Origin of the sequence: Novosphingobium taihuense (genome assembly GCF_007830315.1) — a bacterium.
In the GTDB taxonomy this organism is placed as follows: domain Bacteria; phylum Pseudomonadota; class Alphaproteobacteria; order Sphingomonadales; family Sphingomonadaceae; genus Novosphingobium; species Novosphingobium taihuense.
Map to the genome: position 1 here is coordinate 119,352 of NZ_VLKJ01000005.1, position 25,199 is coordinate 144,550.

Annotated in this window: 17 protein-coding genes; 10 read left to right on the plus strand and 7 right to left on the minus strand. The window is 63.1% G+C overall.

The features are described 5' to 3' along the window. Nucleotides 1–95: 95 nt before the first annotated feature. A complete protein-coding gene (locus tag IQ25_RS11840) occupies nucleotides 96–1,838 on the minus strand; it encodes a transferrin-binding protein-like solute binding protein (RefSeq protein WP_144906040.1) in 1,743 nt (580 codons plus the stop codon). Between the two features lie 291 nt (nucleotides 1,839–2,129). On the opposite strand from IQ25_RS11840, the gene IQ25_RS11845 reads away from it, so the two are divergent. Genes IQ25_RS11845 through IQ25_RS11860 form a run of 4 tightly spaced genes read left to right on the plus strand, consistent with a single transcriptional unit; the run spans nucleotide 2,130 to nucleotide 6,850 of the window. Beyond that, complete coding sequence (locus IQ25_RS11845) at nucleotides 2,130–3,254, plus strand: fumarylacetoacetate hydrolase family protein (protein ID WP_144906042.1); 1,125 nt, start codon at nucleotides 2,130–2,132, stop codon at nucleotides 3,252–3,254. A gap of 58 nt (nucleotides 3,255–3,312) precedes the next feature. Continuing rightward, the gene (locus tag IQ25_RS11850) at nucleotides 3,313–4,068 is read left to right on the plus strand and encodes an SDR family NAD(P)-dependent oxidoreductase (RefSeq protein ID WP_407070594.1); all 756 of its coding nucleotides are present in this window, start codon (nucleotides 3,313–3,315) and stop codon (nucleotides 4,066–4,068) included. Then, nucleotides 4,068–4,949: an SMP-30/gluconolactonase/LRE family protein gene (locus IQ25_RS11855; RefSeq protein ID WP_144906046.1), complete on the plus strand. Its 882-nt coding sequence runs from the start codon at nucleotides 4,068–4,070 to the stop codon at nucleotides 4,947–4,949. Before IQ25_RS11850 ends, IQ25_RS11855 begins: the two co-directional genes overlap by 1 nt. Continuing rightward, nucleotides 4,946–6,850, plus strand: coding sequence for a sialate O-acetylesterase (locus tag IQ25_RS11860; protein WP_258537019.1), 1,905 nt, complete (start codon nucleotides 4,946–4,948; stop codon nucleotides 6,848–6,850). Before IQ25_RS11855 ends, IQ25_RS11860 begins: the two co-directional genes overlap by 4 nt. On the opposite strand, the gene IQ25_RS11865 is transcribed toward IQ25_RS11860, so the two are convergent. Next, nucleotides 6,851–7,903: a LacI family DNA-binding transcriptional regulator gene (locus IQ25_RS11865; protein WP_144906048.1), complete on the minus strand. Its 1,053-nt coding sequence runs from the start codon at nucleotides 7,901–7,903 to the stop codon at nucleotides 6,851–6,853. Between the two features lie 243 nt (nucleotides 7,904–8,146). Between IQ25_RS11865 and IQ25_RS11870 the strand changes: the two genes are divergently transcribed. The 3 genes from IQ25_RS11870 to IQ25_RS11880 all read left to right on the plus strand — a co-directional run bounded on the left by IQ25_RS11870 (nucleotide 8,147) and on the right by IQ25_RS11880 (nucleotide 11,670). Beyond that, a complete protein-coding gene (locus IQ25_RS11870) occupies nucleotides 8,147–9,562 on the plus strand; it encodes a sugar porter family MFS transporter (protein ID WP_144906050.1) in 1,416 nt (471 codons plus the stop codon). A 67-nt stretch (nucleotides 9,563–9,629) separates the two neighbouring features. Continuing rightward, entirely contained in the window at nucleotides 9,630–11,216 is a 1,587-nt protein-coding gene (locus tag IQ25_RS11875) for an alpha-N-arabinofuranosidase (RefSeq protein ID WP_144906052.1), read from the plus strand. Between the two features lie 169 nt (nucleotides 11,217–11,385). Next, nucleotides 11,386–11,670 (plus strand): hypothetical protein, encoded by a 285-nt coding sequence (locus IQ25_RS11880; RefSeq protein ID WP_144906054.1) that lies wholly within the window; start codon nucleotides 11,386–11,388, stop codon nucleotides 11,668–11,670. 2 nt (nucleotides 11,671–11,672) lie between these two features. Here IQ25_RS11880 and IQ25_RS11885 read toward each other — a convergent pair whose 3' ends face one another. Genes IQ25_RS11885 through IQ25_RS11900 form a run of 4 tightly spaced genes read right to left on the minus strand, consistent with a single transcriptional unit; the run spans nucleotide 11,673 to nucleotide 16,416 of the window. Then, on the minus strand, nucleotides 11,673–13,571 hold the full coding sequence (locus IQ25_RS11885; protein ID WP_258537020.1) for an NPCBM/NEW2 domain-containing protein: 1,899 nt from the start codon (nucleotides 13,569–13,571) through the stop codon (nucleotides 11,673–11,675). After that, nucleotides 13,568–14,647, minus strand: coding sequence for an alpha/beta hydrolase (locus IQ25_RS11890; RefSeq protein WP_246415744.1), 1,080 nt, complete (start codon nucleotides 14,645–14,647; stop codon nucleotides 13,568–13,570). The genes IQ25_RS11885 and IQ25_RS11890 overlap by 4 nt, the downstream gene beginning before the upstream one ends. Nucleotides 14,648–14,677: 30 nt before the next feature. Beyond that, nucleotides 14,678–15,697, minus strand: a complete 1,020-nt coding sequence (locus IQ25_RS11895; protein ID WP_144906058.1) for a cupin-like domain-containing protein — start codon at nucleotides 15,695–15,697, stop codon at nucleotides 14,678–14,680. Nucleotides 15,698–15,711: 14 nt separating this feature from the next. Beyond that, entirely contained in the window at nucleotides 15,712–16,416 is a 705-nt protein-coding gene (locus IQ25_RS11900) for a SapC family protein (protein ID WP_246415743.1), read from the minus strand. 375 nt (nucleotides 16,417–16,791) lie between these two features. Here IQ25_RS11900 and IQ25_RS11905 point away from each other — a divergent pair, with 375 nt between their 5' ends. From IQ25_RS11905 to IQ25_RS11915, 3 genes are all read left to right on the plus strand, one after another. After that, a complete protein-coding gene (locus IQ25_RS11905) occupies nucleotides 16,792–19,686 on the plus strand; it encodes a TonB-dependent receptor (RefSeq protein WP_246415742.1) in 2,895 nt (964 codons plus the stop codon). A gap of 71 nt (nucleotides 19,687–19,757) precedes the next feature. Next, on the plus strand, nucleotides 19,758–21,320 hold the full coding sequence (locus IQ25_RS11910) for a tryptophan halogenase family protein (protein ID WP_144906062.1): 1,563 nt from the start codon (nucleotides 19,758–19,760) through the stop codon (nucleotides 21,318–21,320). 60 nt (nucleotides 21,321–21,380) lie between these two features. Then, nucleotides 21,381–24,041 carry a glycoside hydrolase family 3 C-terminal domain-containing protein gene (locus IQ25_RS11915; RefSeq protein ID WP_407070595.1) on the plus strand — a complete coding sequence of 887 codons (2,661 nt, stop codon included), beginning with the start codon at nucleotides 21,381–21,383 and terminating at the stop codon, nucleotides 24,039–24,041. A gap of 3 nt (nucleotides 24,042–24,044) precedes the next feature. Here IQ25_RS11915 and IQ25_RS11920 read toward each other — a convergent pair whose 3' ends face one another. Beyond that, nucleotides 24,045–25,130: an AI-2E family transporter gene (locus IQ25_RS11920; protein ID WP_144906064.1), complete on the minus strand. Its 1,086-nt coding sequence runs from the start codon at nucleotides 25,128–25,130 to the stop codon at nucleotides 24,045–24,047. Nucleotides 25,131–25,199 lie beyond the last annotated feature (69 nt).

Consider the following 25,199-nt stretch of genomic DNA (forward strand, 5'->3'; position numbering starts at 1 on the left):
GGTTGCGCTAGGTTTGCTTGGGGCAGTTGTCGTCAGGGCACCCGAGCCGGTGCCGCGGTTTTATCGTGGTGAGGCCATCCGAATGCGCAATGCGCTCATTTGCCGACGGTGACAAATGCACCCTTGATGCCGACCTCGCGCGCCTCTCCGCTACCTGCTGGTGCGTTGAGGTAGAACGAGCCGCCGAGTTCCTGACCATTGGGTCCGTAGAATTCGCCCCAGACGTTGCCGACGCTCGATCCGGCGCGGGTGATGTTGCCGAGCAAGTATGATTGCTGCAGGAAGAGATCGCCGCCCAGCGCGTAGGCGCCAAAATCAGCACGCGTGCCGCTGGTTCGTTCGACGCCGGTCAGGGCGAGCGTGCCGCCGAACTTCTGGGTGGAGAAGTCGACGTCAAAGCTGGTTGTGCCCTTGATGTCGTAACTTGCCGAGGCGTTGCTGTTCAGGCCTGAGCCGTAGGCAATGCCCTCATACCGTGCTCGGCCGGTACGTGCGGCCAGAAGGCCATTGGCGGTCTGGAAGCCATAGGTGAAGTAGTGCGTGCCGACCGTGTTGGAACCGCTTCCGGTCCACTTGCCGAAGCTGGCATAGGTGAGGGCGATTTCGGTGTTGGCTGTGCCGGGTTTGAACAATTCGATCCGGACTTTCTGTGGACCGTAGCCATTGTCGCCGGTTTTTTCGTAGGCGGTGAAGTTCGGGTTGCTGCTCGCGACCTTTTCGTTGGCGGTAAAGCGACCGCCGACCATGTCGGATGAATACCCCACGAAGTCGAACGTATCAGGCCCGATCAGCGTGATACTGCCGATTCCCCCTCCGCCGAAGGTGAGAAAGCGCTGCTCTGAACGGAGCGCGGTCAGAGTGAGGTTTTCAGCCAGAGAAGAGGTGTCTCGCGCTCCGGCAAGCGAACCGATCGCGGCCATGCCGGCTGCGTTGCTGGTCTGGAACGTTGCGCCGATTTCCTGCCCTTGGGGACCGAACAGGCGGCCGGAGATGGTCCCGGCCGAATTGCCGAGCGTGCTGCCGTAAAAGGCGTTGCCAGTGAAAGTACCATCACTGCTCGACAACAGGCCACCCGCGCGCAACTCTATCCCGCCGCCCGAGGTTTCGCTTCCGGTTCCAAGTCCATATTCATAGGCAGATGCCAGGGCACTGAACTGTCCCTGGGCGAAATCCAGGCTGAACTTGCCTGAGCCGGAGAACGATTTTGGTTCTATGCCCGGCGCAATGACAGCACCGAAAATGTCAATTGCATAAGCCGCAGAGCCGGTACGCGGGACGGCGGTTGCATTGGTTGGCAGGCCGTAGGCAAAAGCCGAAAAGTCGGAAGACTGCCGCGAGGATACTTCCGAGTTGCTCTGCCAGAAGCCCATTCCGACGTATTTGCGCTTGGCTGCCGTCCCCGTTTCCGTAAACAGCGAAAGGATCTGTCCGCTACCGGCCGTATTGCGGTACTCTACCAGATCACTCTCGCGTCGCGTTACGTTGGCGGATGTGAAGGTCTGGCTGCGGGAACCCGATGTCACGGTGTAGCCCTTGGTCGTGGCATCGTAACGGATCGTCAGCGTGTCCGCATTTAGCTTGCCATCGATAGTCGTGCGCGTGCTGAGATCGAAATTGGCAGACAGGCCTGAGGAATCGTTCGTGAAGGACTGCGACTGCGTGAGTTCCGCCAGCGATGCGTTGACAGGCGTCGGGCTGGGCGAGGGTGTTGGCGCAGGCGTGCTGGCAACGCTTCCCGAGCTGCCGCCACCGCAGGCGGCAAGCGCAAGAGACAATGAAACGACCAACGCGGCGAGAATTGGGCGGATGTTGCGCGACCCGTCATTTCGATCACTCATATCCATACCCCGTATTCCCCTTAAATACGCAAATAGTTCTGACTGCCGTCATCAGAAAACACTGGCACATTATCTCACAATAGCTCGACCCTAGCGCTACGGCGCGGCCCGTGACAAGAGGTGGTGAGGACCATTCATCTGATTAGTCGGGCAAAATTCTCTCCACAGCGGACCTTTCCGCGATTTGAGCCTTGGCCACCGCGCGGGCAAATTCGCTTGCATGTCCCCTTGATCTGAAACTTGTCCTGCCTTAAGGTAGCGCTATCAAAGAGAGAGCCGGGGGATGTTTTGATGGGTCTGAGCCTTACGGCTTGCCTGCCGCAGGATTACGCAGAAGGTGTGTTTGTCGGCCGTGCGCAAGGCTCGGACGGCCCGCACGTCATCGTGCTGCGCGATGGACGGATAACTGACATTACCGGTCTGGCAAGCACGGTCTCGGGTGCGGTCGCCCGTCGCGTGTTTTCGGGTGGTGACGATCTCGGTCCGATCGAGGGCGGCTTGCCGCATGACTGGGCGCTGCTGTCGCCGATCGATCTGCAGTGCGTGAAGGCCTGCGGCGTGACTTTCGCTGTTAGCGCTATCGAACGTGTGATCGAGGAACGGGCGCGCGGCGATGCCAGCGCTGCCGTGGCGATCCGCCAGGGACTCGAGGAAACGGTTGGCGCAGGCATCCGCGCCGTGGTGCCCGGCAGCGAGGAAGCGATGGCGCTGAAGGCTGCGCTGATCGAGCAGGGAATGTGGTCGCAGTACCTCGAGGTGGCCATCGGGCCGGACGCGGAAGTGTTCTCCAAGTCTCCCGTGCTGTCCACGGTCGGTCATGGTGCGCTGATCGGGGTGCGTTCCGATTCGAGCTGGAACAACCCCGAGCCTGAAGTGGTGCTGGTGTGCGATGCTGCGGGTGAAGTGGTCGGCGCCACGTTGGGCAATGACGTGAACCTTCGCGATTTTGAAGGTCGCTCGGCGCTGCTGCTGTCCAAGGCGAAGGACAATACCGCATCGTGCGCCATCGGCCCGTTCATTCGCCTGTTCGATGACCGCTTCGGCATCGACGACGTGCGCGGGGCCGAGGTGGAACTGGTGGTCGAAGGGACGGACAACTTCCGCATGGAAGGCACCAACCGGATGACCGAGATCAGCCGCGATCCTCTTGAGCTGGTGCGCCAGACGATGAGCGAACACAGCTATCCCGACGGCTTCGTGCTGTTCTGTGGCACGCTGTTTGCCCCGGTGCAGGATCGCGACGAGCCCGGCAGCGGCTTTACCCACAAGGTGGGCGACGTGGTGACGATCCGCTCCGAGCGGCTCGGTGCGCTGACCAACACCGTCACGACATCACGCGATGCGCCCAAGTGGACTGTGGGCATCGCCGAATTCATGCGAAATCTGGCCGCGCGCGGCCTGGTGGAGAAGGCCTGACATGCCGCATCACACGCTTGCCAATCCCACTTCGGAGAAGAAGTCGGAGCCGCGTGTCATGGCGGCACAGTACCCCAGCCTGCGTGACAAGCGGGTGATCGTGACCGGCGGGGCGAGCGGCATCGGCGAAGGCATCGTCGAGGCCTTTGTGCTGCAGGGTGCGCAGGTCGGGTTTGTCGATATCCTCGGTGAACCGGCTCAGGACCTGATCGCGCGGATGGGCTCGGCTCACCATGTGCCGGCGTTCCGGCTGCAGGACGTTTCGGACGTGGAAGGGCTTGGTGTGGCGATGACTTCGCTGCTCGACGAACTGGGCGGCTGCGACGTGCTGATCAACAATGCCGCCAGCGACGACCGCCACCAGCTCGAAGACGTGACCCCTGCCTATTGGGATGAACGTCTTGCGGTGAATCTCAAGCACAAGTTCTTTGCCTCACAGGCAGTCTGGCCCGACATGAAGGCCAACGGTGGCGGAGTGATCCTGAACTTGGGGTCGATCTCCTGGCACCTCGGGCTTGATGATCTGGCGCTCTACCAGATTGCCAAGGCAGGGGTTGAAGGTTTGACGCGCAGCCTGGCGCGCGAACTGGGCCCCTTCAACATCCGCGTGAACACGATCATCCCCGGCAACGTACAGACCGAGCGGCAAATGCGCTGGTACACGCCCGAAGGCGAGGCGGAGATCGTATCGGCGCAATGCCTGAAGGGCAGGCTTCAGCCGGTTGACATCGCGGCGATGGCCCTGTTCCTCTCGTCGGACGATGCGCGGTACTGCACCGGGCACGAATACTGGGTCGATGGGGGATGGCGGTGATGGCAGCGGTGCGGCGCGTTCTCGAACTGGGCTGCACGCTGGGCGAAGGACCGGTGTGGGACTCGGCGCGCGAGTGCCTGTGGTTCGTCGATATCAAGAACAAGCGCATTCACAGCTTCGAGCCAGCCAGCGGGCGGCACGAAAGTTTCGACGTGCGCGAACAGGTCGGCTGGGTGGTGCCGGCGGTGGGTGGCAAGCTGCTGGCGGGGATGAAGGACGGGCTCGACCTGTTCGATCCCGCGCTCGGCACCAGCGTGCACGTGGCCGACGTGCCAGGCGAGCCTGTGGGCAACCGCCTGAACGATGCCTGCGTCGACATGCAGGGACGCGTGTGGTTCGGTTCGATGGACGATGGCGAGAACGATCCGAGCGGCCGGTTCTATCGTGCGCATGGCCGAGAGGTGGTCGCCCAAGGGCCCGATGGGGTGTGTATCACCAACGGTCCGGCGGTTTCGCCCGATGGCATGCGGATCTACTTCACCGATACGCTTGCGAAGACGATCTTCGTCGCCGATGTGGCAGAGGATGGCAGCGTGGGCGCTGCACGCGTGTTTGCGCAGGTTTCCGACGATTTTCCCGAGGCCTATGCTGACGGGCCGGTGTGCGATGCGGGAGGCTGCGTCTGGACAGGCTTGTGGAACGGCTGGGGCGTGGCGCGCTATTCACCTGAGGGCGAATTGCTGGAGAAGGTCGACCTGCCTGTCGCCAATGTGACCAAGCTGGCGTTTGGCGGTCCGGACCTGAAGACCGCTTTCGTGACGACGGCGCGCAAGGGGCTGGATGAAGCGGCGCTGGCAGCGCAGCCGATGGCGGGCGATCTTTTCGCGTTCGAGGTTGAAGTGCCGGGCTTTGCAGCACCGCTGGCGGAGTTCCGGGCGTGAGGGGCGGGCTGCTGTTCATTCTGGCAGCGTGCGTTTCCGGGCAGGCCATGGCTGCGTCGACGCTGGAACTGGGTGCGGTGTGGAGCGATCATGCGGTCATCCAGCGCGACCGCCCGGTGGTGGTGGAAGGCCGTGCCGCTCCGGGGGCAATGGTTTCGGGTACGCTGGGGAGTGAAGCGGCGCAGGCCAAGGCCGGTGCTGACGGTGCGTTTGCGCTGACGTTCAAAGCCCGCCAAGCTTCAGCGGATTCCACGAACCTAAAAGTCACTTCAGGTCCTGAATCCGTGTCCGTGGCAGACTTGCTGGTGGGGGATGTCTGGCTTTGTTCGGGCCAGTCGAACATGGAGTTCCAGCTTTCGCGCGCGCTCAATGGCGGCATGGAGGTCGCGATGTCGGCCGACCCTTCGCTGCGTCTGCTGCAAGTGCCCAAGACGATGTCGTACCTGCCCGAGCGCCGCTTCGGCGGTGACACGCGCTGGGCGGTTTCCGGGCCGGAGACGAGTGGCAATTTTTCTGCCGTGTGCTGGTTCATGGCGCGTGAACTGCGGCGGGCGAGGGGTGTGCCGATTGGGGCGGTTCATGCCAGCTGGGGCGGATCGAAAGTGACGCCGTGGCTCGATCCAGAAGCGGGGGCGGCAATCGGTGGGCCGCAGGAGATGGCGCTGCTAGGCCTTTTTGCGAGAGACAAGCTGGCAGCGGTTACGCAGTTCACGCCGCGCTGGCTGGCGTGGTATTCCGGCGAGACTGGCGGGAGTGCGCCTTGGGCCAAGCCCGATGCGCTGCAGTGGAAGGCGGTGCCTGCCGTCAAGGGTTGGCTCGGCTGGGACAAGACGCCATTGGCCGCCAAGCCGACAGGTACGGTGTGGTTGCGGCGGCAGGTGACGCTCACCCGCGCGCAGGCCAGGGCTGGGGTGACGCTGGCACTGGGCGTGCTTGACGACATGGACATGACCTTCGTCAACGGCAACGCGGTGGGCAACACATTCGGCTGGGACGAGGAGCGTTCCTATGCGGTGCCGCCGAAGTTCCTGAAAGCCGGCATGAACGAGATCATGGTCGCGGTGACCAACACCTATGGCAATGGCGGTTTTGCGAGCGCGCCTGAGCGCTTGTTCATGACGCAGGCAAGTGGCGAGACAGTGCCGCTGGGCGAGGGATGGCGTTTTGCCATTGCGCCGACCAGGACCTATCCGCCCCGCGCGCCGTGGGATGCCAACGCGGGCATCGGGTTGATGCATAATCGCATGATCGCGCCGCTGGGGCGTTTCGCGATGGACGGTGCGGTCTGGTATCAGGGTGAGAGCGACGTCGATACGGCGGACTATGACAGGCGGATGAAGGGCCTGATCGCCGGGTGGCGCGCCCGCTTCGGTTCGGATCTCAAGGTCGGGATCGTGCAGCTTGCCAATTATGGCCCAGCCTCTGACAAGCCAGTGGAAAGCGGCTGGGCCCGGACACGCGACGTGCAGCGGCGGATCGTGATGGACGATCCCAGGGCATTCCTCGCCACGGCCATCGATCTGGGCGAACGGACCGACATTCATCCGGCGAACAAGCTGCTCGTGGCGCAACGGCTTGCCATGGGGGCAGACGGGAAGGCGCTGCCGCTGCCAGTGACGGCGAAGGCCGAGGGCGATGCGGTGCGGGTGACGTTCAGCGGTGTCGAGGGCGGGCTGCACGCCTGGAGTTCGGCACAGGCGATAGGCTTCGAGCTGTGCGATGCGGCGGGGGCGTGCCGGTTCGCGCCAGCGCGCGTGGATGGCGAAGCCGTGGTCCTTTCAGCCGAGGGCAAGCCCGCAGCCAAAGTGCGCTATGGCTGGGCGGACAGCCCGGTGGTCAACCTGTTTGACGGGCGCGCGCAGGCGGTGCCGGGGTTCGAATTGGCGGTGACGCCGAACTGATCAGGCCTGCTGCGGAGCGGCATCGGATTCGCGGCGGACCAGTTCGTAATCGAGCGTCACCAGTTGCGGCCGTGCTTTTTCCGAGGCGCGGTCGGCGCGGATTTCATTGGCGAGCAGGTCGGTGGCGGTTTCGGCCATCTGGCGGATCGGTTGGCGGATCGTGGTCAATTCCGGCCAGATCGTGGATGCGAGCGCGGTATCGTCGAAGCCGCAGATGGTGAGATCGCGGGGGACCTCCAGATCGTTGCGATGGGCGGCGGCAACGCAGCCAGCGGCCATGTCGTCGTTCGAAGCAAAGATCGCTGTAGGGCGATCGGAGAGTCCGAGCATTTCCATCGCGGCATCGTGGCCCGAGCGATAGGTGAACTGGCCCTGCCGGACGAGCGCCTCATCCACCTGCGCGCCAGCTTCGGCCATGGCATCGCGGAAACCTGCGAGGCGCAGCGCGCTGGCCGACTGCTGCGGGTTACCGATGATGAAGCCGATGTGCTTGTGCCCAAGGCCGAGGATGTGCTGCGTCATGTCATAGGCGGCCTGATAATCGTCGATCATCACCACGCCATGGTGTGCTTCGGCCTGTCCGGGACCGATCAGGACCGCACGGGCTCCGGCGCGGCGCAGGCGGGCGAGCAGGGCGGTGTCGTCGCACAGTGGCGGCGGCAGCAGGAAGCCGTCGACCGAACTTTCGATCAGGCGGGCGATCATCTTGGACTGATCGCGTTCGGGATCGCAACGTTCGACCATGAGGTGCGCATCGAGCCGCGTGGCGGCGTCCATGCATCCGATCAGAAGCTCGCTCAGATAGGCGGCCGAGGGGTTTGAATAGAGGAGGGCAATGCGCAGTTGCGAGGCACCGGCAAGGCTGCGCGCGGCGCGGTTGGGTGCGTAGTTGAGCTGCTTGATCGCGGCTTCGACGGCAAGGCGCGTCTCTTCGCGCACGCCCGAACCGCCGTTGACCACGCGACTTACGGTCATTGGCGAGCACTGCGCGAGGCGCGCAACATCGTTGACGGTGGGGCGTCCGGCGCTGCGGCGAGACTTGGTATCGTTCATTCTGGCAGGCTCCCGATGGCGAAGTCCTGACGATGGAGCACCGCCTTGGCAAGCGACTTTGTGAATAAAGCAGACTTAAACGCAATTGGCACTTGCATGCCGCCCGGCTTGCGATACAAAGGTAGCGCTATCAGAAACACGGCGACGAAGCCGGGATAACTGGTGAGAACGTAAACAGGGCCGTCGACGCTGTGTATCGCGCATGGCAATGTCCGGGCCAGTTCAACGAGTTGGGAGAGGGAAATGGCTGCAGTGCAGCAGGACCGGGTCAACATGGCGCTTGTCGGCGCAATCGTCTCGGTAGCGACAATCGGTGGTTTGCTGTTCGGATACGACAGCGGCGCTGTGAACGGTACTCAGGCGGGCCTGAAAGCCGCCTTCGCGCTCGATGACAATGGCCTTGGCTTTACCGTGGGTTCGCTGCTGGTTGGCTGCGCGGCAGGCGCCTTCACGGCAGGCCGCATGGCCGACCGTTTTGGCCGCAAGCGCATCATGGTTCTGGCCGCGATCCTGTTCCTAGTCGGCGCGCTGGTGCAGGGGACCACCGACAATCACACGCTGTTCGTGGTGTTCCGCTTCCTTGGCGGCATGGCAGTGGGTGCGGCAAGCGTACTTTCGCCCGCCTATATTTCAGAAGTGGCCCCAGCGGCGATCCGCGGGCGACTGACGAGTGTGCAGCAGGTGATGATCATTACCGGCCTGACCGCAGCCTTTGTCGTCAACTATGTGTTGGCGCAGCAGGCTGGGGATTCGCTGGGCGAGCTGGCTGGCGTTCCTGCGTGGCGCTGGATGTATCTGGCGCAGGCGGTGCCGGCGGTGGTGTTCCTGGTGGCGCTGCAGTTCATTCCGGAGAGCCCGCGCTATCTCGTCAGCAGCGGGCGTGAGGAAGACGCGCGTGGTGTTCTTACCCGCATTTTCGGCACGACCGAAGCGAACCGCAAGGTCGATGAAATTCGTGCCTCGTTCGCTGACGATCACCGCCCGCGCCTGGCCGACGTGCTGGCACCGGGCACGGTTCTGCGCCCGATCGTGTGGGCGGGCCTGATCATCGCGGTGTTCCAGCAGTTCGTAGGCATCAACGTGATCTTCTACTACGGCGAGACATTGTGGAAGCTGGCGGGCGTTTCCGAAAAGGCGGCGCTTGAACGCAACATCATCTCGGGCGTGGTTTCGATCGCGGCGTGCTTCATCACCATGGCGCTGGTCGACAAGGTGGGCCGAAAGCCGCTGCTGCTGGTTGGCTCGGCAGGCATGACGCTGGCACTCGGCGCGATGAGCTGGGCGTTTTCGCAAGGAACGCTCGATGCCGCCGGTGCGCTTCAGATGGACCCCTCGCTGGGAATGATCGCGGTGATCGCGGCCAATATCTACGTGATCTTCTTCAACGTCAGCTGGGGTCCGGTCATGTGGGTCATGCTGGGCGAGATGTTCCCCAACCAGCTGCGCGGGTCGGCGCTTGCGGTGTGCGGCCTGGCGCAGTGGGGCGCGAACTATGCGGTGGTGCAGAGCTTCCCCGCGATGGCGAGCGGCCTCGGCCTTGCCGAGACCTACGTGCTCTACACCGTGAGCGCAGCGGTCAGCTTCTGGCTGGTCAAGGCGTTCCTGCCCGAGACCAAGGGCAAGGAACTGGAGCAGATGGAAGGCTGGGGCGGACACTGATCCGTTCCACGCCAAAAGACAGAACCGGGGGCGGGAATGCCCCCGGCGATACAGGAGAGCGAATCCGATGACGTCCGTTGCCAAGACATTCCGTAACGCGCTGCTGGCGGCGACATTCGCCGCAGGGTTGAGCGTGCCCGCTTTGGCAAAGGATGCATCGGTTGAGGTTACGGTTGATACCGCCACGACCGGGCCAGTGATCGACAAGCACATCTTCGGCCAGTTCGCCGAACATCTTGGCACCGGAATCTATGGTGGCGTCTGGGTGGGCAAGGATTCGCCCATTCCCAACGTTCGCGGCATCCGGACCGACGTGGTGACGGCGCTCAAGGCGCTGAAGGTGCCAAACGTGCGCTGGCCGGGCGGGTGCTTTGCCGACGAATACCATTGGCGCGATGGCATTGGCCCTGTCGACAAGCGCCGCGTTCAGATCAACACCAATTGGGGCGGCGTGCCCGAATCCAACGCCTTTGGCACGCACGAGTTCATGGACTTTGCCGAACAGATCGGGTCGGAGGCCTATATCTCGGTAAATATCGGATCGGGCACGGCGGCGGAAGCCTCTGCCTGGATCGAATACATGACCGCCGAGAAGGACACGACGCTGGCGAAGGAGCGGGCTGCGAACGGCCATCCGGCGCCGTGGAAGGTGCCGATCCTCGGCCTCGGCAACGAGAACTGGGGCTGCGGTGGCGCGATGTCTGCCGACCACTATGTCGAGGAAATGAAGCGCTTCGCCAACTTCACGCGCAACTTCAATCCGGCGCAGCGTGAAGGCGCGGCGCGGATGAAGCGTATCGCCGTGGGTTGGGACAGCGACAAGCTCGACTATACCGAAGAAGTGATGAAGGCGTGGAGCACGCACGTCTATTCCTGGGATATCGAGGGCGTTTCGCTGCACAAGTATACGGTTGGCGGCGGCTGGCCGCCGAGCCGCCCATCAACCGGGTTCGGCAATGACGACTATGCACTGATGATCGGCGACACGCTGTCCATGGACACTCTGCTCAAGAAGCAGAAGGCGATCATGGACAAGTACGACCCAGAAAAGAAACTGCTGATCGCGGTGGACGAATGGGGTGCATGGCTTGCCCCGACGCCGGGCAGCAATCCTGGCTTCCTGCAGCAGCAGAACTCAATGCGCGATGGCGTGATCGCAGCGCTGAACCTCAACATCTTTGCGCGCCATGCGGACCGCGTGAAGATCGCCAACATCGCGCAGATGATCAACGTGCTGCAGGCGATGATCCTGACCGATGGCAGCAAGATGGTGCTGACACCGACCTATCATGTGTTCAGGATGTACGTGCCGTTCCAGGATGCGCAGTTCGCCCCGGTTAAGTTCGCAAGCGGCGACTACGCGGTGGGCGAACGCAAGATCCCGCGTGTCGATGCCATGGCGGCCAAGGACAAGAGCGGGCAGGTGTGGGTCTCGCTCGTCAACGTCGATCCCGATGCGGGCACGAGCGTGACGATCCCGGGCTTCCGCACTGCCAGCGGCGAAGTGCTGACCGCACCCAAGGTGGACAGCGTCAACACCTTCGCTGCACCGTCGGTCGTCGCGCCCAAGGCGATCAGCGGGAAGGCATCCGGCAACGGCGTGACGATCGCGCTGCCGCCGCGCTCGGTCACGGTGGTGAAAGTATCGAAGTGATCTGACCAAGTGCCCTGCGGCGGTCTCCATCCTCCCTCCTGAGACTGCTGCCATACCTGAACGGCCCGGAGAGCTTCGCGCTTTCCGGGCCGATTTTTGCATGTGCCTTGCTACCGTGGCACTTTGGGATTGCTGCTGCGTTTTGGATCAGATGCTCAGAACGATATTCGTGGTCACTTCCGCACTGCTCCTGACCTGCGCGAGCGCGATCATTCATCCCGCGTCCGACGAACGCATAATGTACGGGTTTGAGGGGGCGCTGGAGCAGAACTGGTTGCCGCGTGAGCTGGCCGGGTGGCCTGCACCGTTTCTGGCCGATAGTGGCGAGACTTCGGTTCCGCACCAGATCGGGCCGGAGGATGACTTCCGGCCCGGACCGTTTGTCGCGGATCTTGGCTTCTGGGCGCTGGTGACGCTGGGTGTGATGCGGCTCTGGCGGGTGTTGCGGCGGTGAGTTTACCGATCCAGCGCGGCTTCGGCCCAGTCGACGGCGACGGTCTGCATCTCCGGGCGGTTCCCCTCGGCGACCAGTTCCACGATCCTTGCGCCCTTTACTGGCACGGCAATGGTGGCCGGGGAATCGCCGGGCTTCATCCATCCAGTCTGCTTGAGCAGCTTGCCATCGGCGTGGACCGAGAAGCGGACGCGGACGGCGGGGTCGGCGACGGAGTCGTCGATCCCGGCGAGAGTGGTGAAGCTCGAGAAGCCGGTGTTGCGGACTTCGAGGCGGGAGTTGGCGAGGGTGCCGATGGCGTTGTGGTAGGTCCTGCCTGCGATCTTCGGTGTCTGGGCGAAGGGTGTTGCGTCGGCCCTTGCGCCGCCCCAGCCGCCGTAGACGGGATGCTCGCCATCGGCCTTGGTAGAGCGCCAGGGCAGGAGGCCGCGATAGACCATCGGATCGGCCATGGGATGCACGATGCCGTCTACCGCAGGATTCACGTTGCCGGGTTGTTCGGACAGGTAAAGGCCCTGCGCGCGCTCGCGCGTGCCGCTGGCTTTGAACAGCAGGGTCTGGTGGCGTTCGAGGTGGACCGGCATTTCGCTGGTAAAGGACTGGGTGCCGCCGTCCCACAGATCGGTCAGGGTGATGGGTTGGTCGGCGCGGTACTTGAGGTGCGATGCGATCAGTTTCACGTCGATCGGGCTGCCGGTGCGGTTGAACAGGGCGACTGCCTTTGAGCCATCGGCGAGCGTCTTGGTGAAGATCTGCACGCTGTCGCCATCATAGGCGAGCACGGCCTGATGCGCGGCGGCATCCTGATTGAGCGCGATGACCTGAGCATTGCCGAGGACGCCCATCATTGCGGGTGAGGCCTTGCGCAGATCGAAGCCGATGATCAGCGGGGCGTTGAGCATGGCCCAGAGCGACATATGCGAGCGCGCTTCGGTGAGGTGTGCGTCGTCGAACTCTCCGCTGCCAATGAACAGCATGTCGGGATCGTTCCAGCTGTTGGGCTTGGCGTATAGCTCGCGCCGGGATGCGGAATCGAGATTATGCAGCATGCGCTCCCAGTTGGGCGAGATGTCCTCGCTGGTGCGCGAAAGGTTGCCGAGGGTGCGCGCCCATGAGCGCACGTCAGCCGAGCCCCACAGGCAGATCGACAGGACGAAATCGTTGCCGGGCTTGTTGCGCGAGAGGGCCTCGCCGACCTGATCAAACAGAGCCTTCACTGCGGGGATATTGGTGCGCGGGATCGTATCGTAATCGATCAGCGGATCGAGCGCGCGCAGGCGGCCTGATTTGACCTGAGGACTGTCAGCCGCAAGTGCGCGGATGCCGCAGCCATCGACCTTGATGTAATCGAAGTTCCATTCGCCGAAATAGAGCGCGATGTCCTGATCGATATGGCCGTAGAGCCCGATCTCGCGCTCGGTTATGGTGCCGGCAGGCTGGCCGGGGCCCTTCGGATCGCCATAGATCTGGCCGCAGCTATTGCGGCCGATCTCGCTGTAGATGCCCGCCTTCAATCCCATGGCGTGCAGGCGATCGGTGAAGGGGCGGAAACTTGTGTTGCCATCGGCGGTTCGGGCCGAGGGGAAATTGTCGGTGCGGATCAGCACGCGGCCATCAGCCTGCCGCCGCTTGGCCCACCAGCCATCGTCGATGTTGACATAGCGGTAGCCCTTGGCGGCGAGGCCGGAATCGACGATCAGTTGCGCCGAGGCGATGACCTTCTCCTCGTCAATGTCGGTGCCGAAGGCGTTCCAGCTGTTCCAGCCCATTGGCGGCAATGGGGCGGAGCCTCGGGTAGTGACGCTCCAGGTTCCTTTGGCATCCAGCGGCTTGTCCGCGCCGCTGGCGGGGGAGGCGAGGGCGGTGGCGGCAAGCAGGGTTGCGATGGCGAGGCGCTTCACTTTGCCGCTCCGAATGCGAGATGCTGGCTGAAGAACGGCACGACCTGTTCCTGGAAGCGGAAGGCGACGCGGTTGGTGTGATCGCCCTCGTAGAGCGTGAAGCTGTTGGCGATGCCGTAGGTTTCCAGCACCTTGTGCAGGGTCTCGGTGTCAGTCTTGAGGCCGTCCTTGTCGCCCACATCCATGGCGATGGCGGCGTAGCGGCGCATGTTGGGGATGTACTGGTCAACGAAGGCGAGGGGCGCGTTGGCGGCCCACTTGGCCATCACATCGTCGCGCGTCTTGCCGTCGGCGGTGAGCGGCAGATCGAGGTAGAGCGGCGGGTTCTTGGGGTTGGGCGACCATGCGGCGGCGGCGGCAAGCGTGCCGCGCTGCGCCCATTGCAGCTTTGCCGAATCGGCGGGACTCTTCATCGCGGCATAGGCTTGCATGGCCTCAGGCGTGACGCCGAACAGGCCGCGCGCCGAGAGGCAGCACGGGCTCATCAGGTAGAGCGCGCCGAATACGTCGGCATGCTTCATGCCGATGCGGGTTGCGCCGTAGCCTCCCATGGAATGGCCGACGAGGCCTCGGCTCTCGCGTGTGGGCAGGGTGCGAAAGTGGCTATCGACATAGGCGACGAGATCGCGCGAGATGAAGGTCTCGAAGTTGCCGGTGGTGGCGGACGAGGAATACATCGAGCCGTTGTGCACGGTCTTGCTGTCGGGAAAGACGTAGATCATCTCGCGCGCGCCTTGGGCCATGCCGCCCTCGATCACCTGCGGCACGTGGATTTCGCCCATCCATTGCTGCGCACCGATCGAGTATCCGTGCAGCGCATAGACGACGGGATATCGGCGCTTCGGGCTTTTGCCGTAGCTGGGCGGAAGGACGACGAAGACCTCGCGATCCGCGCTGTCGCCTTCAAGGGCGTTCTCAAGCGCGTTGCCATGCACCGTGAGTTTCTGGACTGTGGCCTTCGGCGCGCCGGGAATGGCTGAAGGGGCCGGCGTCTGGACTTGGGCGACTGCAGGCGAGCTTAAAGGTAGCGCTCCCATTGCGAGAGCTGAGAGTGTCATCAGGGGCAAGAGGCGCATTGGACTATCTCCCGGTGGTGGTTCTGGTCGTCAGCTGCCGCGCAGGGCGCGGACGAGCATGGCGCGAATCTGGCCGTAGTTGGCCTTGAGATTGCCGAGGACGCCGCGCTTGTCCTCGGGCAGGTGGGCGAGGGGGTGGCCCTCGGTGCGGAAAACGTAGTGATCGAAGAAGGCGCGGAAGGCCATGCGCTCGGCCTCGGGGCGTTCGGCGATGGCGATCATGGCATGCAGCATCGACAGGGACGGTGTGTCAGGCCCGGTGGCGGTGGCATCCCACCAATAGTTCAGCATGACGTTGACCGGGGCCTTGGCCTCGACCTGATGCCACCACAGCTTGGGCAGGAACAGGGCGTCTCCGGGCTGCAGGGTGACTGTAACAGCGCGTTCGCGGGCCTTTTCGAAGCGGGGGTAGCGCGCAGGATCGGGATTGCCGGCGGCAAGGCTCGCGGGTTGCCCGGCCATCGTGTTGTCGATCGGGCCGATGTAGAGATCGCCGATCGCGTCGGGCGGATAGAGCGTGAAGGTGCGCTCCCCGGCGATCACGCAGGCGAGGTTCTCGTAGGCGTCGTAATGGGCAGCAGCCGTGGATGGGTTGCCGATCCACAGCCGGGGTTCGACCGAAGGGGGAACGATGGCAACGCGGTTCGCTTCGGCAAAGCCCGGCAAGTAGGCAGGCGCGACCAGGGATCCGATGTAGGTCGTTGGCGCGGAAGTGTCGTCTGCATGGGCCAGGATGCGCTGAAATGCTTCTGCAAGGCCCAGCTCGGTGCGCGTGAAGTTGAAGCCGGACAAGTCAGGCGCGTAGAAATAGCGTCCGGCATTGGCAGGGTCGCCTTGGAATACCTGGGGACGGCGCCCGATATCGAACTTCAACAGATATTCGAGCGCGGCACGCGATGAATGGCGAGCAGCGTTGATAGCGGCGAAATCAGTGCACATGCCCCGGATGACGGCCGGACGGCATCCGAGAACGATAGATCCATGGAAGGCTTCGGCATCGCCAAGGGACGGATCGTCACCTGAAAATTCAAGAAGCGGCGTCTCAAGCATCGACCTACGCCTGCTCAGGCCCAGCTCTGGAGCGAAGGCTGCGTGATCCGATCGTTGCGACGGCGTGCCAGAATCCCCACCTGACGCAAGGAAGCGCGGATGGCGAATGCAGCCTGCAGCGAGCCATTGCGAAATAGTCTGATCATTTCATTATCATCGATTGCAGACAAGGCCTCGCCGCTGACTGAATAGAGACCATCGAGCCTCACGGTCTGCCCGTCATCGAAGCTGAGGGAAATGTCGACCGGCTCGACCAGCTTTCCTTGAACCAGCGCGGCGATGAACTGTTCAGTCTGGCCTGCGCTGCCCATCAGCGTGCCGATCGCACGCTGCACCGCCCGCATCGCGATGGTGGGGCTTCCGGTTTCATCGAACAGGGCGATCGAGGCGCCTTGCGCAAAACGCGGATGCGCAATGTCGACCGCGATGTTGTCGTCCGAAGTGAAGAAGCCCTGGCGCTGAAGGTCGAGCGGAAGAAAGGCTGCGCTGCCAGTGTCTGCGCCTTCGACGAGCACCTCGCCGGGCGCGAATCCGAACAGTGCGACGAGGGCGAATCGGCCAGTCTCGGGAGACTTGGCGAGGAACACCGGGCAGCACGAAGCTGCGGCTTCCACTTCTGGCAGGACGATCTGTACCATGTGCGGATGCTGGCCCGCGAAGCGGTGCATTGCGAGGTTGCGGTGCGCTTCTGCGCTCAGGATTTCGAGCTGTTCCGCCAATTGTCCTCTCCCGGTTTCGTCGTATCTGGCGCAGTTTGGCGCTCATTGCAGGGCAGCGCGATGTGTGCGCTATCTTCGATGGTCTAAGCGTATCTGCGGCACACTTGCAACACTGTGAAGCACGCTGCTCATTCCGCAGACAATTTATTATTGATAGCGCTACCTAGATCAGTTACACCGGTCTCGCAAGGTGACGCTGACAGAGCGCCTGCATGGTTGAGAGGTTTCTGGAATCACGGGTTCGTCCGTGCGCGATCTCTCCGAATGCGTGCTCTCTATTCCGGCTGCTGGTCCTGATTGTGTGGGGCGGGCCGAGTTGGATCATCTTCCCGGGCGGGGGGGCCGTCAGAGATAGCAGTGGAGAGGATAATGAGGATGTCCATCAATTCGCGGCTCCTGATCGGGAGTGCGGCAGGTGCTATTGCGCTTGCAGCGGCCATGCCGGCGGTGGCGCAGGAAGCGGCACAGGCCAGTGTGGACGAGCCTAGCAATGCCGAGATCATCGTAACCGGTATCCGCGGCTCGCTTCAGCGCAACATGGAAATCAAGCGCACGTCATCGGGTGTGGTCGATGCGATCTCTGCCGAGGACATCGGCAAGTTCCCGGATGCCAACGTGGCCGATGCGCTGCAGCGACTTCCGGGCATTTCGATCCAGCGTTCCGGCGCACGTGGCGAAGCCAATGGCGTGACCGTGCGCGGATTTGGCGGTGACTTCAACGACACGCAGTTCGATGGTCGCCACCTTTCGACCGCATCGGGCGGTCGCGCGGTGGATTTCACCACGATCGGTTCGGACTTTGTTTCGAACATCTCGGTCTACAAGACGCCTGACGTCGAACTGGGTGCGAGCGCCATCGGTGCGACGATCAACGTTGCCCTGCCCAAGCCGTTCGACAGCGCGGACAGCAAGTTTGCGGTGAAGGCATCGGGTGCTGTGCAGGATCGCAGCGGCAAGGTCACGCCTTCGGGTGCGGCGCTCGCCAGCACGCGCTTTGCCGACGATACCATGGGCATCCTTGCCTATGCCGCCTATCGCCGTGTCGACACCGAAACCAACCAGGTGTTCATCCCGGGCTGGATCGGCAACTACTTCTATCAGTGCCAGGCGCAGGCCGCTTGCCAGACCAGCGATTTCACGCCTGCCAAGAAGAACGTGCTGGGCTGGTTCCCGCAGCAGGTCGGCGCCAACCAGATCACCACCAAGGATGAGCGCATCGACGGCCGCCTTGCCTATCAGTGGCAGGCCAGCGACGATGTGCTGCTGACTCTCGACGGCAACTTCACGCGCCAGACGCTGAACACTGCGACTTACGGTTACGGCGCATGGTTTAACGGTGATGACCTGCGCAATGTGAAGCAGGACGGCAATGGCACCGTTGTTGATTTCAACCAGTTCGGCACGCCGATGGACTTCAACGCCAGCCTCGCGCGGACGATCAACCAGACCTACATGTTCGGTGGCAACCTGAAGTGGGATGCATCGGACCGCCTGAGCTTCGACTTCGACGCTTCGCTTTCGCGCTCCGTCCTGAATCCCGGCCGCAATGGCTACCAGAACGCGATGGACATCGGTTACGGCGGCACCAATGCCGATCCGAACGGGCCGTTCCTTTCGACCGGCTGCAGCTATCCGGCGGGCGCAACGCCGACCACCGCACCGACTTCGTGCACCAATTATTCCACGATTCTGGGTGCTAACACCGGCGTGAAGATCGGTGGGCCGAGCAGTGACTTCCTGCCGAGCATCCACGATGTTGGTCCGGGCGGAGACGTTTCGCGCTTCACCGACAAATCGCTGATCGGCAGCCACGTGATTGCAGGCTTCCCCAACTACTTCACCAACCTGGTCAAGCAGATCAAGATTGGCGGCAAGTGGGATGGCGATAACTTGAAGGTTCACTTCGGCGGCAGCTTCCAGGAGAACAAATACCATCAGGAAGGCGAAAGCCCGTTCGTGAACGGCACGTTCTTCCGCTATGGCGGCTACGGCGCACCATCGGGCCGCACCGGCGCCGTGGCTCCGCTGCCTGACAGCATCTACCAAGGCATCATCAGCACCAACAACTTCATCCCCGGGTATCAGGGCAACCTTGCCCCGGCGATCATCAAGTACGATCCAGTTGCGGTTTACAAGGTGCTGGAGGCAACCGGACGTGGCACCACCGCGCCTGCTTTCAATCCGGACAGCGTGCTGAACGTGAAGGAGCAGACCTTCGCTGCCTACCTGCGCATCAACTTCGAGAGCGAGATCGGCGATATGCCGTTCAAGGTCAGCGCTGGTGTTCGTGACGAGTACACCAAGCTGACTTCGGGCGCGATCGGTCGCAACCCGGTGAACCTGATCACCGTACCGACCGACCCGACGCTGATCCAGGTGGGGAGCTTTACGCCGCAGCAGCTGATCGAGCGCAGCATTTCCTACAACTACGTCCTGCCGAGCCTTGACGTGAAGCTGGAAGTGAAGCCGAACCTGATCCTGCGCTTCGATGCCTCGCGCACGCTGACCCGTCCTGCGCTGGGGGATCTGCGTCCGACCATCAATCTCGGCACGCTGCGCAAGGGCAGCCTTGCGGCATCGGGCGGCAATGCCGGCCTCAAGCCCTACCTTGCCGACAACCTCGATCTGGGCGTCGAATGGTACTACGGTTCCAACTCGTACTTCGCGGTCAACGGCTTCATGAAGTTCATCTCGAACTTCATCGTCGGCGGCGTCAGCACCCAGACGATCAATGGCGTGGTCGATCCGTTCACCAACCAGCCCGCGCAGTTCCAGGTGAACAGCAAGGTCAACGGTCCGGACGGCGTTGTGCGCGGCGTGGAAATCGCCTGGCAGCAGGTGTTCGGCGAGACTGGCTTCGGCTTCAATGCCAACGCCACGCTGGTCAACACCAACCGCAACTTCGACACTTCGGACATCTCGGGTTCGGCATTCGCCATCACTGGCCTTGCCAACTCGGCGAACCTCGTCGCGTTCTATGACAAGAACGGTCTGGAAGTGCGTGTTGCCGGCAACTGGCGCGACAAGTACTTGCTGGGTCTTGGCCAGGGTCAGGGCGGCACGTTCGGTGCGGAACCGGTCAACGTGAACAAGCAGTTCCAGATCGATGCCAGCGCGAGCTACCAGGTGACCAAGCAGCTGTCGGTCTTTGTCGAGGGCACCAACCTCAACAATTCGAACTACAGCACTTATGGCCGCTTCTCGAACATGTCGCTCGACACGTTCAATTACGGCCGCCGCTTTGTCTTCGGTGCCCGTTTCAACTACTGATAAGACGTGAAGGTAGTGCCGGGGTTTCAAGCCCCGGCACTGCTGCAAAAACAGGACGGAGCAGGACGCGGATGGTTCGTGCAGTGCGCGATGTCGTGATTGTCGGTGGCGGAACAGCCGGGTGGCTGACCGCAGCGATCATTGCCGCAAAGCATAAAGCGCGGATCGGACACGATTTCTCCGTCACACTGGTCGAAAGCCCCAACGTGCCGATCATTGGCGTGGGCGAGGGGACCTGGCCGACATTGCGCTCGACGCTGAAGAGCGTGGGCATTTCCGAAACCGATTTCTTCCGCGAATGCGATGCCGCCTTCAAGCAGGGCGCGCTCTTCGCGAAGTGGACCACGGGCGCCGAGGATGACGCCTATTACCATCCACTGGTCCTGCCACAGCGATTCGGGCAGCTGAACCTTGCGCCGCACTGGCTCGCGGGCACGCTGAACGAGGGCGGCGACAACGGCGAGACCTTCTGCGACGCCGTCTGTCCGCAAGGGCGGCTGTGCGACGAGAACCTTGCGCCCAAATCGATGGTCAACGCCGAGTACGAGGGGCAGGCGAACTATGCCTATCATCTCGATGCCGGGAAGTTCGCACCGTTCATGCAGCGGCATTGCACCGGGAAACTGGGCGTGCGCCACGTGCTGGCCGACATGCGGGAAGTGCTCCAGGACGAAAGCGGCGACATCCGCGCGATCAGCACTGAGCAGGCGGGCGAGATCAGCGGCGATCTGTTCATCGATTGCACCGGCATGCGCAGCCTGCTGCTCGGCCAGACGCTGGGCGTGGGCTTCAAGGACTGCAATGACGTGCTGTTCTGCGACACCGCGCTGGCGATGCAGGTGCCATATCCAGCGCCCGATGCGCCGGTGGCGACGCACACCATTTCGACCGCGCAATCAGCGGGTTGGATCTGGGACATTGGTCTGCCGACGCGGCGGGGCGTGGGGCATGTCTATTCAAGCCGTCATGTTTCCCGAGAGGACGCAGAGGCTGAGCTGCGCGCCTATGTCGGCCCCGCAGCCGAAGGCCTTTCGGTGCGCAAGATCGACATCCGTTCGGGCCATCGCGAGACCTTCTGGAAGAACAACTGCGTGGCCGTCGGCCTGGCGGCGGGTTTCCTCGAGCCGCTGGAAGCATCGGCCATCGTGCTGATCGAGCTTTCGGCCAAGATGATCGCCGACCAGATGCCACCGGTGCGCGAGGTGATGGACGTGGTGGCGCGGCGCTACAATGAGAAGACGCTGTACCGCTGGGGCCGCATCATCGACTTCCTCAAGCTGCACTACGTGTTGAGCAAGAGACGCGACACTGCCTTCTGGCGTGACAACATGGACCCGGCCTCTATCCCCGAGAGGCTGCAGGAACTGATGGCGCTGTGGCAGTATCAGGGGCCGTACATGCACGAAGAGTTTGATCGGGTGGACGAGGTGTTCCCATCTGCGTCGTACCAGTACGTGCTCTATGGCATGGGCTTCCGAACCGAGGTTTCGGCGCTGACTCTGGAGCCGGAAGTGCGTGAGGCGCGGCGCGCGCGGGCGGAGAATGCCGACATGACCTCGCGGATGCTTGGCAGTCTACCCAAACATCGAGACCTGATCGACCGCATCGTGAAATACGGATTGCAGCCAGTCTGATCCGCAAAGACCAGCCCTGCCGGGTCGCATCGGTACGGGATACTTGAGAGGAAAATCGTGATCGCCAGTTCATTGCCAACGCGCGGCCTCGCGCGAGTGCTGCTCGCTTCTGCAGGCTTGGTAGCGTTAACTATCTCCGGTGCTCACGCGCAGGTGACCGATCCTCGGGCCGAGGCAGACCAGTTGGCTTCGTCGCTTGTCGGCAAAATGACCACCGACGAGAAGGTGGAGCAGTTGCTGAACGTTGCACCGGCAATTCCGCGTCTCGGCGTTCCGGCCTACAACTGGTGGACCGAGAGCCTGCATGGCGCTGGCGGTGCGGTGCCGACCACGAATTTCCCGCAATCGATCGGCCTTGCCGCCACCTTCGATCCGCCCCTGATCCATGACGTGGCGCGGGTAATCAGCACCGAACTGCAGGGCCTGCATACGCTGGCGCGGCAGACCGGGCATCTCGGCAAGATCGGCACTGGGCTCGATACCTGGGCGCCCAACATCAACATCTTCCGCGATCCGCGCTGGGGCCGGGGGCAGGAGACCTATGGCGAGGACCCTTACCTGACGGCGCAACTGGGCGTCGCCTATGTGAAGGGCATTCAGGGGCCGAACCCCGAATTGCCCGACGTGATCGCCAGCCCCAAGCACTTTGCCGTGCATTCCGGGCCGGAGCCGACGCGGCACACCGACAACATCATGGTTTCGCGCCACGATCTGGAAGACACTTATCTGCCTGCGTTTCGCGCCGCGATTGTGGAAGGCAAGGCTGGATCGATCATGTGCGCCTATAACCGCGTGGATGGGCAACCGGCCTGTGCCAGCGACCTCCTGCTGAAGGACCGGCTGCGCGGGGCATGGGGCTTCAAGGGCTATGTCGTTTCGGACTGCGATGCGGTGGTCGATATCTATGACCGCCACAAGTACACGCCCGATGCTGCTTCGGGCGTGGCGGTGGGCCTGCTGGCTGGCGTTGACAATGAGTGCCACACAGGCACCATTGGCGAGGCCAAGGGTCTGGCCGATCGCTACAAGGCCGCGCTGAAGGCTGGCTATCTGACCGAAGGTGACCTTGATCGCGTGCTGGTGCGCCTGTTCTCGGCACGCTACCGCAATGGCGACCTCGGCGGGATGGCCGCTCGCAAGCCCAATGCCACGCCAGTCAGTGCAGTCGGCACGCAGGAGGGTTGGGACCTTTCGCTGAAGTCCGCCGAGAAGAGCCTTGTCCTGCTCAAGAACTCGGGCGTTCTGCCGCTGAAGCCCGGTGCACGGGTTGCCGTGATCGGGCCGCTGGGCGATGCGACCCGCGTGTTGCGCGGCAACTATTCCTCGGCAAACTCCGCTCCGCCGATCTCGGTGGTGGATGGCCTTCGTCGCGCGATGCCGGGGGCACAGGTGAATTACGTGCCGTTCTCGCCCTCGATCGTCGATGGCGATCTGGTGACCGATGGCAATTTCCTGACGCCCGACGGCAAGCCGGGGCTGAAGGCTGTCTATTACAACGCGGTCGACCCTTCGAAGCCGCGCGGGGAGCGGACGTTCGGCGCGAAGCCGGTGGTCACCCGGATCGAGACGAACCTCAAGAGCAGCGCCATGCAGCTGAAAGAGGTGAGCCCTGCGCACAAGGTGGTGTGGGACGGCTTCTTCGTGGCGCCCGAAAGCGGGCTCTACAAGATGGGCGTGACCGCGGTGAAGGGCGCGATCGAGATCGGGGGGAAGCCGGTGATCACGTCCGATCACTATTCGCTGTGGGGCGAGCCCCCGAAGTACGTCGAGGTCGAACTCAAGAAGGGCGAGCGCTATCCGCTGCACTTCGACATCGAAGGCGGCGGCGCTGCCGGGCCGGGCTTGTTCTGGAAGCGCATCAGCCGCGATCCCTGGGGCGATCTTGTACGCGGCGCGGCTGAGGCCGATGTGCTGGTGGCGGTCGTCGGGCTGACGGCGGACCTCGAAGGCGAGGAAATGCCGCTCAAGATCGAAGGTTTCGATGGCGGCGACAAGACCAGCCTTGAACTACCGATGGACCAGCGCGAACTGCTGATCCGCGCGCGGACGCTGGGCAAGCCGCTCGTCGTGGTGACGATGAATGGCAGCCCGATCAACCTTTCATGGGCCAGGGACAATGCCGACGCGCTGGTCGAGGCTTGGTATCCGGGGCAGGCCGGCGGGCTTGCCATTGCCAACGTGCTGACCGGCAAGACCAACCCCTCCGGCCGCCTGCCGCTGACGTTCTACAAGGACACGACGGACCTGCCAGCCTTCACCGATTATTCGATGAAGGGGCGGACCTATCGCTACTTCACCGGCAAGCCGGTCTATGGCTTCGGCTTTGGCCTCAGCTACACGACCTTCGGCTATGGCCCGGCGAAGATCGAGCCTGTCGGCGGCAGCACGGCCAACGGCATCCGCGTGACGACGCAGGTGACCAACACCGGCGCGCGCGAGGGTGAGGAAGTCGTTCAGGCCTACCTGCGCTTCCCCGAACAGCCCGGCGCACCGCGCGTGGCGCTGCGCGGGCTGCAGCGGGTTTCCCTGAAGCCGGGAGAAAGCAAGGCCGTGACGCTCGAGCTTTCGCCGCGTGACCTTTCGGCGGTGCGCCCGGACGGTGTACGGCAGGTCTTTGCAGGAACCTATCGCCTGAACCTTGGCGGTGGCCAGCCCGACAGCGGGCTGCCGGGGACGGAGACCACTTTCAGCATAGACCGGGTAGTCGACCTGCCGAAGTAATGATCAGGGCGCTTCGCCTTGCCCTTCGGCAGGGTGGAGCGCCAGTCTCTGTTCGGTCAGGATCTGCCAGCCAGTCAGGAAGAGCGCACCGACGACTGGGCCGACGACAATGCCGGACAGGCCGAGCAGTTCGATGCCGCCGAGCGTGGTTACCAGCACCAGCCAGTCAGGAATGCCGGTATCGCGACCGACCAGCATCGGCCGCAGGACATTGTCGGCAAGGCCGATGACCACGACGCCCGATCCGATCACCACGGCGCCCTGCCAGATTGCACCGGTGGCGAAGAGGTAGATCGCTACCGGCGCCCAGACGATTGCCGGCCCGATGGCAGGGAGAAGTGCGGCAATCGCCATGAGCGTGCCCCACAGCAGCGAGGCCGGCAGGCCCACAATGGCAAATGTGATCGCACCAAGCGCGCCCTGCGCAAGCGCGACAAGGACCGAGCCCTTGATCGTGGCACGAACGACCGTGACGAAGCGATCGACCAGACGGCTGGCGATGGACGGTTCAAGCGGCAGAGCGCGCTCGATCTGCGGTCCGAGGGCGTAACCATCGCGCAATAGAAAGAAGGTCACGTAAAGGCCGACCGCGAAGGCGAGCAGGAACGAGGCGGCGTCGGCACCGATTGCCAGCGCGCGCTGGGTGATCATGCTGGCACTGTTGCCAAGCGCTTCGGAAATCTTGCTTTGCGCCAGTTCGAATGTGCCGAAACCAGCGTTCTCGAGCACGCCTTGGAGCCGCAGCGGAAGGGCATCATGCACCTGTTCGAAGTAGGCTGCGAAGTTGATCTGGCCGGTTCGCATCTGTTCGAATACGCCGGAGGCCTGTTCAACCACCATGGTGCCGATCAGCATCGCCGGGATGATCACAGCGAAGGTAATGATCAGCAGCGTCATAGTAGCTGCGCGTGTGCGCTTTTCGGGCCAACGTTCGAGCAGGCGATCGTTCAGCGAATGGAACATGATGGCGGCCAGCGCGGCCCAGAGCATCGCGCTGAGGAAATGGGAAACAACGAGCGTAAGCCCGAGGGTGACCATCACCAAGAGGAGGATAAATCCTCCCCTTTCGATCCTGTTGCGCTCCAGCATTGATCCCCCGTCTTGTGGCAAGGCCCACAGATGTCCAAGTGCCAGCGCAACGCCCGGCAGGGCAAGAGG

What these genes read in the sequence shown, in the direction of transcription:
- IQ25_RS11850 (WP_407070594.1), top strand. Translation starts at nt 3,313, where the DNA reads ATGGCGGCACAGTACCCCAGCCTGCGTGACAAGCGGGTGATCGTGACC.
- IQ25_RS11910 (WP_144906062.1), top strand. Translation starts at nt 19,758, where the DNA reads ATGGTTCGTGCAGTGCGCGATGTCGTGATTGTCGGTGGCGGAACAGCC.
- IQ25_RS11890 (WP_246415744.1), bottom strand. Translation starts at nt 14,647, where the DNA reads ATGCGCCTCTTGCCCCTGATGACACTCTCAGCTCTCGCAATGGGAGCG.
- IQ25_RS11870 (WP_144906050.1), top strand. Translation starts at nt 8,147, where the DNA reads ATGGCTGCAGTGCAGCAGGACCGGGTCAACATGGCGCTTGTCGGCGCA.
- IQ25_RS11840 (WP_144906040.1), bottom strand. Translation starts at nt 1,838, where the DNA reads ATGAGTGATCGAAATGACGGGTCGCGCAACATCCGCCCAATTCTCGCC.
- IQ25_RS11905 (WP_246415742.1), top strand. Translation starts at nt 16,792, where the DNA reads ATGTCCATCAATTCGCGGCTCCTGATCGGGAGTGCGGCAGGTGCTATT.
- IQ25_RS11920 (WP_144906064.1), bottom strand. Translation starts at nt 25,130, where the DNA reads ATGCTGGAGCGCAACAGGATCGAAAGGGGAGGATTTATCCTCCTCTTG.
- IQ25_RS11845 (WP_144906042.1), top strand. Translation starts at nt 2,130, where the DNA reads ATGGGTCTGAGCCTTACGGCTTGCCTGCCGCAGGATTACGCAGAAGGT.
- IQ25_RS11865 (WP_144906048.1), bottom strand. Translation starts at nt 7,903, where the DNA reads ATGAACGATACCAAGTCTCGCCGCAGCGCCGGACGCCCCACCGTCAAC.
- IQ25_RS11875 (WP_144906052.1), top strand. Translation starts at nt 9,630, where the DNA reads ATGACGTCCGTTGCCAAGACATTCCGTAACGCGCTGCTGGCGGCGACA.
- IQ25_RS11895 (WP_144906058.1), bottom strand. Translation starts at nt 15,697, where the DNA reads ATGCTTGAGACGCCGCTTCTTGAATTTTCAGGTGACGATCCGTCCCTT.
- IQ25_RS11855 (WP_144906046.1), top strand. Translation starts at nt 4,068, where the DNA reads ATGGCAGCGGTGCGGCGCGTTCTCGAACTGGGCTGCACGCTGGGCGAA.